This is a genomic window from Stenotrophomonas sp. YJH_SMC_17 (assembly GCF_059371655.1).
Genome location: NZ_JCAFUU010000004.1, coordinates 1 through 13,525, shown reverse-complemented (window position 1 = coordinate 13,525; position 13,525 = coordinate 1). Strand labels below are relative to the sequence as shown.

The 13,525-nt window shown below is 65.9% G+C and carries 14 protein-coding genes; all 14 read left to right on the top strand.

The features are described from left to right. Nucleotides 1-6 precede the first annotated feature (6 nt). Nucleotides 7-951 (top strand): chemotaxis protein, encoded by a 945-nt coding sequence (locus AC5P8Z_RS12745; protein WP_286071909.1) that lies wholly within the window; start codon nucleotides 7-9, stop codon nucleotides 949-951. Nucleotides 952-1,098: 147 nt separating this feature from the next. Further along, entirely contained in the window at nucleotides 1,099-1,494 is a 396-nt protein-coding gene (gene flgB / locus AC5P8Z_RS12740) for a flagellar basal body rod protein FlgB (protein WP_005409576.1), read from the top strand. Between the two features lie 3 nt (nucleotides 1,495-1,497). Further along, nucleotides 1,498-1,905 (top strand): flagellar basal body rod protein FlgC, encoded by a 408-nt coding sequence (gene flgC, locus AC5P8Z_RS12735; RefSeq protein WP_033835497.1) that lies wholly within the window; start codon nucleotides 1,498-1,500, stop codon nucleotides 1,903-1,905. A gap of 23 nt (nucleotides 1,906-1,928) precedes the next feature. Beyond that, a complete protein-coding gene (locus AC5P8Z_RS12730) occupies nucleotides 1,929-2,612 on the top strand; it encodes a flagellar hook assembly protein FlgD (protein ID WP_286071908.1) in 684 nt (227 codons plus the stop codon). 32 nt (nucleotides 2,613-2,644) lie between these two features. Next, the gene (gene flgE / locus AC5P8Z_RS12725; protein WP_495229183.1) at nucleotides 2,645-3,868 is read left to right on the top strand and encodes a flagellar hook protein FlgE; all 1,224 of its coding nucleotides are present in this window, start codon (nucleotides 2,645-2,647) and stop codon (nucleotides 3,866-3,868) included. A gap of 32 nt (nucleotides 3,869-3,900) precedes the next feature. After that, a complete protein-coding gene (locus AC5P8Z_RS12720; protein ID WP_495229182.1) occupies nucleotides 3,901-4,650 on the top strand; it encodes a flagellar basal body rod protein FlgF in 750 nt (249 codons plus the stop codon). Between the two features lie 102 nt (nucleotides 4,651-4,752). Beyond that, entirely contained in the window at nucleotides 4,753-5,538 is a 786-nt protein-coding gene (gene flgG / locus AC5P8Z_RS12715; protein WP_005409571.1) for a flagellar basal-body rod protein FlgG, read from the top strand. Nucleotides 5,539-5,560: 22 nt separating this feature from the next. Continuing rightward, complete coding sequence (gene flgH, locus AC5P8Z_RS12710) at nucleotides 5,561-6,253, top strand: flagellar basal body L-ring protein FlgH (protein WP_495229181.1); 693 nt, start codon at nucleotides 5,561-5,563, stop codon at nucleotides 6,251-6,253. Between the two features lie 2 nt (nucleotides 6,254-6,255). Then, nucleotides 6,256-7,392: a flagellar basal body P-ring protein FlgI gene (locus AC5P8Z_RS12705; RefSeq protein ID WP_495229180.1), complete on the top strand. Its 1,137-nt coding sequence runs from the start codon at nucleotides 6,256-6,258 to the stop codon at nucleotides 7,390-7,392. 1 nt (nucleotide 7,393) lies between these two features. Beyond that, a complete protein-coding gene (gene flgJ / locus AC5P8Z_RS12700) occupies nucleotides 7,394-8,593 on the top strand; it encodes a flagellar assembly peptidoglycan hydrolase FlgJ (protein ID WP_286071904.1) in 1,200 nt (399 codons plus the stop codon). Between the two features lie 8 nt (nucleotides 8,594-8,601). Beyond that, complete coding sequence (gene flgK / locus AC5P8Z_RS12695; RefSeq protein ID WP_495229179.1) at nucleotides 8,602-10,482, top strand: flagellar hook-associated protein FlgK; 1,881 nt, start codon at nucleotides 8,602-8,604, stop codon at nucleotides 10,480-10,482. After that, nucleotides 10,479-11,681: a flagellar hook-associated protein FlgL gene (flgL, locus tag AC5P8Z_RS12690; RefSeq protein WP_495229178.1), complete on the top strand. Its 1,203-nt coding sequence runs from the start codon at nucleotides 10,479-10,481 to the stop codon at nucleotides 11,679-11,681. Before flgK ends, flgL begins: the two co-directional genes overlap by 4 nt. Nucleotides 11,682-12,077: 396 nt before the next feature. Then, on the top strand, nucleotides 12,078-13,313 hold the full coding sequence (locus AC5P8Z_RS12685) for a flagellin (protein WP_043395588.1): 1,236 nt from the start codon (nucleotides 12,078-12,080) through the stop codon (nucleotides 13,311-13,313). A gap of 72 nt (nucleotides 13,314-13,385) precedes the next feature. Next, nucleotides 13,386-13,525: flagellin N-terminal helical domain-containing protein (locus tag AC5P8Z_RS12680; protein WP_482995120.1), on the top strand; the 140-nt coding region annotated here is incomplete at its 3' end.

Sequence of the window (13,525 nt, the reverse complement as noted above, 5' to 3'; positions counted from 1 at the left end):
GCAGCCATGTCCCATGACCTGCTCAACCGGATCGACCAGCGGACCCGCCTGGCCGGCCACAACCGCCTGGCGCTGCTGCTGTTCCGTCTCGGCGGACGTCAGCTTTTTGGCGTCAATGTCTTCAAGGTGCAGGAAGTCCTGCGGCGCCCGGAGCTGTTCCAGGTGCCTGGGCTGCCCAGCCAGTTCGCCGGCGTGGCCGACGTCCGTGGCCGCTCGGTGCCGGTGCTGGACCTGGGCCTGGCCATCGGCCACCCCGAACGTGAGCCCGATGCGGATACCGCCCCCGGCTACCTGGTCGTCACCGAATTCAACCGCTCGATCCAGGGCTTCCTGGTCAGCGGCGTGGAGCGCATCGTCAACATCGCGGTGGAGGACATCCATCCGCCGCCGGAGCTGGGCGCCGAATCGAGCTACCTGACCGCGGTGACCCGCTTCCAGGGCGAGCTGATCCAGGTGATCGACGTGGAAAGCGTGCTGGCCGACATCGCCCAGGTACGCGGTGAAGCGGTGCTGGACCCGGCGATGGCAATGCCGGCCGACGGCCCGCAGTTGCAGGTGCTGGTGGTGGACGACTCCCGCGTGGCCCGCCAGCAGATCCGCAGCGTGCTGGACCAGCTGGGCGTGGGTGCCACCCTGCTTTCCGACGGCAAGCAGGCGCTGGACCACCTGCTGCAGATCCATGCCTCGGGCGAGAACCCGGCCGAACGTTATGCCATGGTCATCTCGGACATCGAGATGCCGGCCATGGACGGCTATACGCTGACGACGGAAATCCGGCGCCATCCGGGCCTGGCGGGCCTGTATGTGCTGCTGCACACCTCGCTGTCGGGCGTATTCAACAATGCGATGGTCGAGCGCGTGGGCGCCAACGCGTTCGTCGCCAAGTACTCGCCGCACGAGCTGGCTGATTTCGTGCTGGACCGCCTGCGCAAGGTGGCGATGGCGGCGTAAGGCCCTGTCCTGTAGAGCCGAGCCCATGCTCGGCTTGTGCGGCGCCTGAACGAAATGCAGCCGAGCATGGCTCGGCTCTACCAGGACGCACCGTGCTTTGGCACACCCCTTGCAGCTTCCCGGGCAACGTTCCCGTGGGAGTGCACCGTGCGCAACCTGATTACCGACTATCTGGGCGTCCACGCCCAGGCCATGCCGTTGCGCGAACAGCGGATGAAGCTGATCGCCAGCAACCTCGGCAATGCCGACACGCCCGGCTACAAGGCCCAGGACCTGGACTTCGATGCCGCCCTGCGCCACGCCCAGGGACAGGATGCCAATGGCCTGATGGCCACCACCCACGAGCAGCACTACGAGATCAGTAGTGGCCTGAATCCGTTCCAGATCGCGCGCGAAGGCGTGCAGCCCAGCCTGGACGGCAACACCGTCGATCCCGATGCCGAGCGTGCCGCCTATGGCCGCGCCGCGCTCGAATATCGCGCCTCGCTCAGCTTCGTTGAGAGCAAGGTGCGTTCCATGCTGACCGCGATCACGGGGCAATAAGCCATGAGCAACCTGCCGATCTTCGATATCGCCGGCTCCGCGCTGCAGGCGCAGTCGGTGCGCATGAGCACCATCGCCTCCAACCTCTCCAACGCCGATACCGTCGCCGGCTCCGCCGACGCCGTGTACAAGCCGCTGGAACCGATCTTCCAGGCCGTCACCAGCAAGAACGATCCGAACATCACCTCGGTCAAGGTGAAGGAGATCACCCAGAGCGATGCAGCGCCGATCAAGCGCTACGAGCCGGGCCATCCGCTGGCCGATGCCGATGGCTACATCTATCAGCCCGACGTCGATCCGGTGGCGCAGATGGTCAACCTGATCTCGACCTCGCGCAATTACCAGGCCGGCGTGGAGATGTTGACCACCGCCAAGGAACTGGCCCTGGCCACCCTGACCATGGGCCGCTGAGGCCCGCAGTACCGGATACCGCCATGACCACTGCCGTCAACAACCAGACCAACCAGGACGTCTATACCGCACTCGGTCTGAACGCCCCGAACAGCAACGCCACCAAGAAGAAGAACACGCTGGACCAGGCCGATTTCCTGCGCCTGATGACCGAGCAGCTGCAGCACCAGGATCCGCTGAAGCCGATGGACAACACGCAGATGGTCGCGCAGATGGCGCAGATGTCCACCGTGCAGGGCATCACCGATCTGAACAAGACGGTGAAGGGCTTCCAGGAATCGATGGCCAGCGACCAGGTGCTGCGTGGTGCGGCGCTGGTCGGCCACCAGGTGCTGGTCCCTTCGGAAAAGCTGGTGCTTGAGAAGGAAGGCAGCGTCGAAGGCACGGTGGCTGCGCCGTCGGCCGGCATCATCACCGTGGACATCACTGACGCCAACGGTGCCAAAGTCACGTCGCTGAGCGTGGAAGCCAAGGCCGCCGGCGAAACCGCCTTCCAGTGGGACGGCAAGGATGCCAACGGCAAGCGCATGGAGCCTGGCAAGTACTCCATCGTCGCCAACCACGTCGACACCGCGGGCAAGAGCACCAAGCTGTCCACCTACGTACAGGCGCCGGTGGAAAGCGTGACCGTCGGTTCCGACGGCCTGTACCTGAACCTCAAGGGCCTGGGCACGGCCCCGATCGACTACGTGCTCCGCGTCAGCTGAGCCGCACATTCCGCATCAACCAGGAGCATCCCATGGGCTTCAACGTCTCGCTGTCCGGCATCAATGCCGCCAACACCGACCTGAGCGTCACCGCCAACAACGTCGCCAACGTCAACACCACCGGCTTCAAGCAGTCGCGCGCCGAGTTCGCCGACCTGTTTGCTTCGACCAGCTACGGCCTGTCGAAGAACCAGACGGGCTCGGGCGTGCGCGTCTCCAACGTCGCCCAGCAGTTCATCCAGGGCCACAACGAACAGACCGGGCGCAGCCTGGACATGGCCATTTCCGGTGAGGGCTTCTTCACCATGAACATGAACGGCTCGCGCGTGTACTCGCGCGCCGGCAACTTCCAGACCGATTCGTCCGGCTACGTGGTCAATCCGCAGGGTGCACGCCTGCAGGTGTTCGCACCGAATGCCGACGGCACCAACTTCGATGCCGGCCGCCTGGTGGACCTGCAGCTGCTGACCACTGACAGCCCGCCGAAGCAGACCAGCGAAGTGAAGGTCGGGTTCACCCTGCCGGCCAACGCCAAGCAGCCCACCGTGGCCACGTTCGACCCGGCTGACTCCAACAGCTACAACCACTCCAGCGGCGGCATCACCGTGTACGACTCGCTGGGCGTGAGCCACATCCAGGTCTCGTACTTCGTGAAGGGCGCCAACCCGAACGAGTGGACCGTGCGCAACTACGTGGATGGCCAGCCGGCCGGCAACCCGACCCCGGTCACCTTCGACAACAGCGGCAAGCTGGTCAGTCCGGCCAACGGCAAGGTCAGCCTCGGCACCTTCACCCCGACCACGGGCGCCGGCCAGCTGAACATGACGCTGGATGTGAGCGGTTCGACCCAGTACGGCGAGAAGTTCGCCCTGCGCAATACCCAGCAGGACGGCTACGCGGCGGGCAAGCTCAACGAGATCACCGTGTCCGAGTCGGGCGTGGTCTATGCGCGCTACTCCAACGGCGACGACAAGCCGCTGGGCCAGGTCGCGCTGACCACCTTCAACAACACCCAGGGCCTGGAATCGAAGGGCAACAACCTGTGGGTGGAGACCTTCGAGTCGGGCACGCCGCGCACCGGCATGCCGGACACCTCCAATCTCGGCAAGATCCAGGCCGGCTCGCTGGAAGCGTCCACCGTGGACCTCACCGAGCAGCTGGTCAACATGATCACCGCGCAGCGCAACTTCCAGGCCAACGCGCAGATGATCACCACCCAGGACCAGATCACCCAGACGGTCATCAACATCCGTTGATGACCCGCTGACCCTGTCACGGAACTCCCCGCATGGATAAAGCCCTTTACGTGGCGATGACCGGTGCCCGCGCCTCCCTGCAGGCGCAGGGTACGCTCAGCCACAACCTCGCCAACTCGGACACCCCTGGCTTCAAGGAAGCGCTGGCCAACACCGAAGCCTTTCCGATCAAGGGCCCGGGCTTTGCCTCGCGGGTGGATGCACTGCACGTCGACGCCGGGTTCAACCGCACGCCCGGTTCGCAGCACATCACCGGCAAACCGCTGGATCTGTCGCTGCAGACCGGCACCTGGCTGGCGGTGCAGTCCAGCGACGGCAGCGAGGCATATACCCGTGGCGCCGCGCTGTCGGTGACGCCGAACGGCCAGCTGGTGACCTCCAGCGGCCGCACGGTACTGGATGACAACAACAACCCGATCGCCATTCCGCCTTACCAGGCGATGGAGATCGGTGCCGACGGCACGATCTCGATCATCCCGCAGGGTGAAGGCCCGCAGACCATGGCACAGATCGGCCGGATCAAGGTCGTGCAGGCACCGGACGAACGCCTTGAGCGTGGCCTGGATGGCCTGTTCCGCAACACCGACCCGCGCCAGCCGTTCGCACCGGCACAGGGCACGACCGTGCACAGCGGCCAGCTGGAAGGCAGCAACGTGGACGCCGCCGGTGCGCTGGTGCAGATGATCCAGCTGCAGCGCCAATACGAAATGCAGGTGCAGGTCATCAAGCACGGCGACGACAACGCGCGCAGCGCCAACAGCCTGCTGCGCCTGGGCAGCTGACGGAATTCCGGCGCCGCCTGACCGCGGCGCTGGCACACCGCTTGCACACCCGCAGACAAGGGCCGCACTGCGCGGCCGGTTCCACCAGACAGGACACCGAAGATGAACCAGGCATTGTGGATCGCGAAAACCGGACTGGATGCGCAGCAGATGCGCATGTCGGTGGTTTCCAACAACCTCGCCAACACCAACACCACCGGCTTCAAGCAGGACCGTGCCAGTTTCGAGGACCTGCTGTACCAGCAGGTGCGCCAGCCGGGCGGTTCCTCGTCGGCACAGACGCAGCTGCCGACTGGCCTGCAGCTGGGTACCGGCGTGCGCGTGGTCGCCACCGCCAAGAACTTCGAACAGGGGGGCCAGCAGCAGACCGGCCGCGCGCTGGACGTGATGGTCAACGGCCGTGGCTTCTTTGAAGTGCAAATGCCCGACGGCAGCTCGGCCTATACCCGTGATGGCTCGTTCAAGATCAACCAGGACAGCGAGCTGGTCACCAACAGCGGCTATCCGGTGCAGCCCGGCATCCAGATTCCCGAAGGCGCGCAGTCGGTGACCATCGGTACCGACGGCACCATCAGCGTGAAGATGGCCGATGGCGCCGCCTCGGTGGAAGTGGGCGCACTCACCCTGACCGACTTCGTCAATCCGGCCGGCCTGCAGGCGCGCGGCGAGAACCTGTTCCTGGAGACCACCGCGTCCGGCCCGGCACAGAACGGCAACCCCGGCCTCAACGGCCTGGGCACCGTGGTGCAGGGCGCGCTGGAAGGCAGCAACGTCAACGTGGTGGAAGAGCTGGTGTCGATGATCGAAACCCAGCGCGCCTACGAAATGAACGCCAAGGCGATCTCCACCACCGATTCGATGCTCGGCTACCTCAACAACAAGCTCTGACCGGCCCAACCGGGAAACCGCCATGTCGCCCATTTCCAACTTCGCCCGCACTGCCCTCGCCTGCGCCGTGGCCGCCCTGCTCGGTGGCTGTGTGATCGCGGGCGACGTGCGCCCCTATCCGGCAATGGCCCCGATCCAGCCGATCATGCCGCCGCAGGCCGAGCCGACCGCGGGTGCGATCTACGCGGCCGGCCCGACCCTGCAGCTGTACTCGGACCGTCGCGCGCGCGATGTCGGCGACCTGCTGACCATCACCCTGCTGGAAAACACCACCGCGCAGACCAGTGCCAACACCGCCACCAACAAGGAATCGAACCTGAGCCTGGGCACGCCGTCCATTCTCGGGGCGCCGGTCACGTTGGGTGGCAAGGACATCCTCAGTGCCACCGCGGCCGGCAAGCGTGACTTCACCGGCAAGGGCAACAGCGCACAGAGCAATCGTCTTCAGGGCAGCGTGACGGTCACCGTGGTGCAGCGCCTGCCCAACGGCAACCTGGTGGTCCAGGGGCAGAAGAACCTGCGCCTGAACCAGGGCGACGAGCTGGTGCAGGTGCAGGGCATCGTGCGCCCGGGCGACATCAGCCAGGACAACACCATTCCGTCCAGCCGCGTGGCTGAAGCCCGCATCGTCTACGGCGGTCGCGGCCCGGTTGCGCAGTCCAATGCGATGGGCTGGCTGAGCCGCTTCTTCAACTCCGGCCTGACGCCGTTCTGAGTATGGCCATGAAATCTCTCTTCGCTTCTTCCTGGCAGCGGCGCGCGACCTCTTTGATCGCATTGATGCTGCTGATCGTGGCAGCCCCGGCCAGCGCCGAACGCATCAAGGACCTGGCCCAGGTCGGCGGTGTGCGCGGCAATGCACTGGTGGGTTACGGCCTGGTGGTGGGCCTGGATGGCAGCGGCGACCGCACCAGCCAGGCGCCCTTCACCGTGCAGAGCCTGAAGAACCTGCTCGGCGAGCTCGGCGTCAACGTGCCGCCGAACGTCAACCCGCAGCTGAAGAACGTGGCCGCCGTGGCGATCCACGCCGAGCTGCCGCCGTTCGCCAAGCCGGGCCAGCCGATCGACATCACGGTGTCGTCGATCGGCAATGCGGTGTCGCTGCGCGGCGGTTCGCTGCTCATGGCACCACTGCGCGGTGCTGACGGCCAGATCTATGCCATCGCGCAGGGCAACCTGATCGTGGGTGGCTTCGGTGCGCAGGGCAAGGATGGTTCGCGCGTTTCGGTGAACGTGCCCAGTGTGGGCCGCATTCCCAACGGCGCCACGGTTGAACGTGCCCTGCCCGATCCGCTGGCCAATGGCGGTGACATCACCCTGAACCTGCACAACAACGACTTCACTACGGTGTCGCGCATGGTCGCCGCGCTCAACAATGCGTTCGGCGAAGGCGCTGCGCGCGCCGTCGATGGCGTGACCGTGGCCGTGACCGCACCGACCGACCCGGGCGCACGCATCGGCCTGCTGGCACGCATCGAGAACCTGGAACTGACCCCGGGCAGCGCCCCGGCCAAGGTGGTGGTCAATTCGCGTACCGGCACCGTGGTCATCGGCCAACAGGTGCGGGTCGGTCCGGCCGCGATCTCGCACGGCTCGCTGACGGTGACGATCCAGGAAAACACCAACGTCAGCCAGCCCAACGCGCTCTCCGGCGGCCGCACCGTGGCCAGCCCGCAGTCGACCGTCACCGCCACCAACGACGGCAGCCGCATGTTCAAGTTCAGCGGCGGCACCACCCTGGACGAGATCGTGCACGCGGTGAATGCGGTAGGCGCGGCACCGGGCGATCTCATCGCGATCCTCGAAGCCCTGAAGCAGGCCGGCGCCCTGAGTGCCGAGCTCGAGGTGATCTGACATGCGCATCAATCCCGCATTCGATCTGCACCCGGCGCAACAGAACGATCCGGCCAAGATCGACAAGGTCGCGCGGCAGCTGGAAGGCCAGTTCGCGCAGATGCTGGTCAAGAGCATGCGTGACGCCAGCTTCGGCGACTCGCTGTTCCCCGGCGAGAACAAGATGTTCCGCGACATGTACGACCAGAAGATTGCCGAGGCGATGACCCGCGGCAAGGGCCTGGGCCTGTCCGGCATGATCAGCCGCCAGCTGTCCGGCCAGGCCGCCGATGGCCCGGCGCTGGATACCCGCGTGGATCCGGCCAAGGCCAGCCGCGCCTATCAGCTCAATGCACCGGCCAGGCCTGCGCCGTCGCTGCCACTGGAAGACGGCAGCCAGGCCGTGCGCCTGCTGCAACAGATGGCCGCGGGTGCCCCGTCGGGCGCACAGGCCGCTGTCGCTCCGATGGAGCAGGCACTGGACCTGATCGCCGGCCGCGAAAGCAGCAGCATGCATCGCTCGCTGGGCACCGAGGATCCGTACATCGGCAGCCTGCAGGGCGAGGACTGGGCCGCCAACAGCGATCAGTGGTCGGCCACCGCCAGCAACCGCGGTACCGCGATCAGCCCGGCCGACGCCATGGCCACCCGTACCGCCGTGGCCCAGCTGGGCGAGCACACGCCCGAAGGTTTCGTGGCCAGCATCTGGCAGCACGCACAGAGTGCAGCCAAGGAGCTGGGCGTGGACGCCCGCGCCCTGGTCGCCCAGGCGGCGCTGGAGACGGGTTGGGGCAAGCGCCACATCAAGCATGCCGATGGCAGCACCTCGCACAACCTGTTCGGCATCAAGGCCAATGGCTGGAATGGCCAGCGTGCCACGGCCGGCACCCATGAATATGTCGATGGCGTGCGCCGCAACGAGACCGCCAGCTTCCGGGCCTACAGTTCGCCGGCCGAAAGCTTCGCCGACTACGTGCGCCTGCTGAAGACCAGCCCGCGCTACCAGCAGGCCCTGCAGGCCGGTACCGACGTGCAGGGCTTCGCCCGAGGGCTGCAGCGCGCCGGCTATGCCACCGACCCGCGCTATGCGGCCAAGATCGCCGCGATCGCCGGCGGCCCGACCATCGAGCGCGCCGTCAGCGCCGTGGCCGACGCCGGCACGCGCCTTGGCCAGACCTTCGCCAGCACCGCAACCGCGGCGCTGGGTATCACTCGTCGTTGAGGAACCCCATGTCCAGCGTACTTTCCACCGGTACCGGTGCCCTGCTCGCCTTCCAGCGTGCGTTGGCGACCACCAGCCACAACGTGGCCAACCTCAATACCCCGGGCTACAGCCGGCAGAAGGTCAACTTCGCCACCGCTGATCCCCAGAACTATGGCTACGGCACGGTCGGCAACGGTACGCGCATCACCGACATCCGCCGCACTGCTGATCAGCTGGCGATCTCGCGCCTGCTCGACAGCAGCGGTGAACTGGCGCGCCTGAAGCAGCTCTCGGGCATGGCCGACCGGGTCAACGCGCTGTTCTCCGATGCCGCCACCAATGTCTCGGGCGTGTGGTCGAACTTCTTCGACTCGGTCAGCGGCCTGTCCTCCAATGCCTCCGGCACCGCCGACCGCCAGAACATGCTGGACGGCGGCAAGGCGCTGGCCAACCGCTTCGTGCAGCTCAACACGCACCTGAACAACCTCAACAGCGAGGTCAACAATGGCCTGCTGGCCGGCGCCACCGAGGTCAACCGCCTGGCGCAGGAGATCGCGCAGATCAACGGCGCGATCGGCACCAACATCGCCACCGCCGCGCCCGACCTGCTCGATCGGCGCGACCAGCTGATCACCCAGCTGATCGGCTACACCGGCGGCACCGCGGTGATCCAGGACGGCGGCATCATGAACGTCTACACCGCCGGCGGCAACGCGCTGGTGGTGGGCACCACGGCCACCAAGGTCACCACCGTGGCCGACCCGTACCAGCCCGAGCGCCTGCAGCTGGCGCTGGAAACCCAGGGCAACACGATCCGGCTCGATCCGAAGGCGGTGGGTGGGCAGATCGGCGGCCTGCTGGAGTTCCGCGACACCGTGCTCACCCCGGCCCAGGCCGAACTGGGCAAGCTGGCCGTCGGCCTGGCCGAGACGTTCAACCAGGCCCACCACCAGGGCGTGGACATGTATGGCCAGCTGGGGGGCGACTTCTTCAATATCGGCAACCCGCGCGTCACCGCCAACAACGCCAACACCGGCACCGCCAGCCTCAGCGCCACCTATGGCGACCTGGGCAAGCTGGATGCACAGAACGTGGTGCTGCAGTTCGATGGCACCAACTGGAAGGCCAGCCGCGCCGACACCGGCGCCAACGTTCCGCTCACAGGCACCGGCACGGCCGCCGATCCGCTGGTGATCAACGGTGTCGCGCTGGTGGTGGGCGGCACCCCCGCCGCCAACGACCGATTCCTGTTGCAGCCCACCGCAGGCGTGGCCGGCAGCATGGAAGTGGCCATCACCGATCCCTCGCGTATTGCCGCCGCCGCTGCGGTCAAGGGCGCCGCCGCCACCGCCAACACCGGCACCGGCAAGCTGAGCGGCGTTACCGTCAGCGATTCCAGCAACGCAAACCTGCGCAATCCGGCCGCGATCGTGTTCAACTCGGCCACCACCTACACCATCGATGGCGGCCCGCCGCAGACCTACACCCCGGGCCAGACCATCAGCGCCAATGGCTGGAGCTTCGTGCTGGACGGTGTGCCGAAGGTCGGCGATACCTTCAACATCACCCCGACCCCGGCCGGCTCCTCGGACAACAGCAATGCAACCCGCCTGTCCAAGGTGGAGAGCGCGAAGGCGTTCAACAGCGGCACGGTCACCCTCAACGGTGCGCTGGGTGGCCTGACCACCCAGGTCGGTGCCGCCGCCCGCTCGGCGGAGTATTCGCTGGAGGCGCAGCTGGTGATCAATGACAAGGCCCAGGAGGCCCGCGACGAGGTGTCCGGCGTCAACCTGGACGAGGAGGCCGCCGACATGCTGCGCCTGCAGCAGGCCTACCAGGCCGCCTCGCAGCTGATCTCCACCGCCGACAGCATGTTCCAGACCATCCTGGGAGCCGTCCGCCGATGAGCAGCCGCATCTCCACCAGCATGATGTTCAATCAGTCCGTGTCGCTGATGATGGCCAAGCAGGCCAAGCTCAGCCACCTGGAGCAGCAGATCGCCACCGGCAGCAAGATCGTCAGCGCCAAGGACGATCCGGTCGGCGCCGGCGCTGCCGTGGGCCTGGACCGCAGCCTGGCGGCCCTGGACCGGATGAAGCTCAATGCCGGCAACGTGCAGAACCGGCTGGGCGTGCAGGAAAACACCCTGGCCCAGGTCAATGATCTGATGGGACGGGTCAACGACCTGACCATCCAGGCCAGCAACCCCGCCTTGAGCGCGGCCGACAAGAAGACGCTGATCACCGAGCTGAACCAGATCCGCGACGGCCTGCTGTCGTTGGCCAACGCAGAGGACGGCACCGGCCGCTATGTATTCGGCGGTACCAACGACGGTGATCCGCCCTTTGCCAAGATCAATGGCAAGGTGGTCTACCGCGGCGACCAGACCCAGCGCCAGATCGAAGTCGGTCCGGATACCTACGTGCGCGACGCCCTGCCCGGCAGCGAAATCTTCATGCGCATCCCCACCGGCGATGGCTTCGTCGATGGCGGCGCTGCGGCGGGCAATGCCGGCAACGGCGTGCTGACCAACATCACCCGCGATGGCAGCGACAGCTGGAACGGGCAATCCTTCAGCATCCGTTTTACCGCCGCCGATCAGTACCAGGTGCTCGACGGTGCCGGCAACGTGACCGGCACCGGCACGTTCAAGGCCGGTGACAACGTGGAAGTCAACGGTGTACGCCTGCAGATCACCGGCGCACCTTCTGCGGGCGACAGCTTCAACGTGAAGCCGGCGACCAGCCGCGACATCTTCGACACCATGGACAAGCTGATCACCGCGCTGGATGCCGACACCGGTACCACCGCGAAAATGAGCGCACAGCAGAACGAACTGCAGAGCGCGTTGCGGGACATCGCGCGCGCATCAGAGCGGATGATCGATTCACGTGCGGCGGGTGGCGCGCAGCTGAAGGCGTTGGACAATGCCGCCGACATGCGTGAAGCCAACAGCGTGACCCTGAAGACCACCCTGTCGCAGATGCGCGACCTGGACTACGCCGATGCGCTCAGCCAGTACCAGTTGCAGAGCACCGCACTGCAGGCGGCGCAGACGATCTTCTCGCAGATGCAGTCGATGTCGTTGTTCAACAAGATCGGCTGACCGCTCTTCCCCGTCAGCCCTGAAAGGCCGCGATGCCCTGCATCGCGGCCTTTTTCGTTTCTGCGGCCCGTTGCCGCGGAGCGCGCCAGGCCGCTTTCCGCGGATTTTCCGTGATCACCCATCAAGCCCGGCCCCACCCCGCCGATACCTTCATCAGCGCTGGTTGGGCCTGCCCAACCGCCCCTTCCGGGGTCGCCTTCACGCCCCTCCGGGGCTGGAAAACCCCGGAAAAACAGCCTCCGGCAACGAATTACGGCTTCAACGGAATTCACGGCTAAAGGTTGTTGACAAAGCGCCGTTATTCATTTGGCAACAGCGAAGCACACAGCCACACAAAAAAACAGGCGGCGCTTCGTTTCATTCACCAACGGGTTCCATATAAGAGGAGACGACCCCATGGCACAGGTAATCAACACCAATACGATGTCGCTCAACGCTCAGCGCAACCTGAGCACCAGCGGCAGCTCGCTCGCTACCACCATCCAGCGCCTTTCGTCCGGCCTGCGCATCAACAGCGCGAAGGACGATGCGGCCGGCCTGGCCATCAGCGAGCGCTTCACCACCCAGATCCGTGGTCTGGACGTGGCCATCCGCAACGCCAACGACGGCATCTCGCTGGCCCAGGTCGCCGAAGGCTCGCTGAGCGAGGTCGGCAACAACCTGCAGCGCATCCGCGAACTGGCCGTGCAGGCGTCCAACGCCACCAACTCCAGCAGCGACCGCAAGGCCCTGCAGGCCGAAGTGACCCAGCTGGTCAGCGAAATCGACCGCGTCGCCAAGCAGAGCGACTTCAACGGTACCAAGCTGCTGGACGGCTCGTTCACCAGCCAGCTGTTCCAGGTCGGTGCCAACGCGGGCCAGGCCATTGCGATCAACAGCGTGGTGGATGCAAAGGCTGAATCGCTGGGTGCAGCAAGTTTCCTGGACGCCGGCAGCATCACCTTCAGCGCCGCCGACATGGAAACGGCACAAGGCACCCTGAGTGGACTGAAGATCGGCAACGTACAGCTGGGCGACGTCAAGTTTGACTACACGCCGCGCGCCGTCGCAGGCACCCCTGAACCGGCAGTAGACAACGCAAACATGGAGCGCGCCGCAAAGGCTGTCGCGGCAGCCATCAATGGCAAGCTGGGAGAAACGGGCCTGTATGCCCAGGTCGCAACCGACGCTTCGGGCGCAACCGTCCCCGGAAAAATTGCGCTGACCGCTGTCCATGCCGATGGCGTGGCTACCGACATCACTGTCACCAAGCCGGGCGCCGCACCCGCCGATCCTGCGGTTGTGCTCAACACTGTCGCCGCTTCGGCCGGTCCTGCGCATGTCGCCGACATCAAGATCGACACCGTTGCGGGTGCTCAGCAAGCACTGTCCATCGTCGACAAGGCTCTGGAATCGGTCAACAGCGTCCGCGCCGACCTCGGCGCGATCCAGAACCGCTTCACCTCGGTGGTGGCCAACCTGCAGACCTCCTCGGAGAACCTGTCCGCCTCGCGCAGCCGCATCCGCGATACCGACTTCGCCAAGGAAACCGCCGAACTGACCCGCACCCAGATCCTGCAGCAGGCCGGTACGGCCATGCTGGCCCAGGCCAACCAGGTACCGCAGAACGTGCTCAGCCTGTTGCAGCGCTGACATGAGCCGCCCCCGGGGCACGTCGGGGGCGTCTAACCCAACTCACGTGCAACCGCTCAAGGACCTCTCCTCATGGCACAAGTCATCAACACCAACACGATGTCGTTGAATGCTCAGCGTAACCTGAGCACCAGCGGCAGCTCGCTGGCCACCACCATCCAGCGTCTGTCCTCCGGTTCGCGCATCAACAGCGCCAAGGACGACGCCGCTGG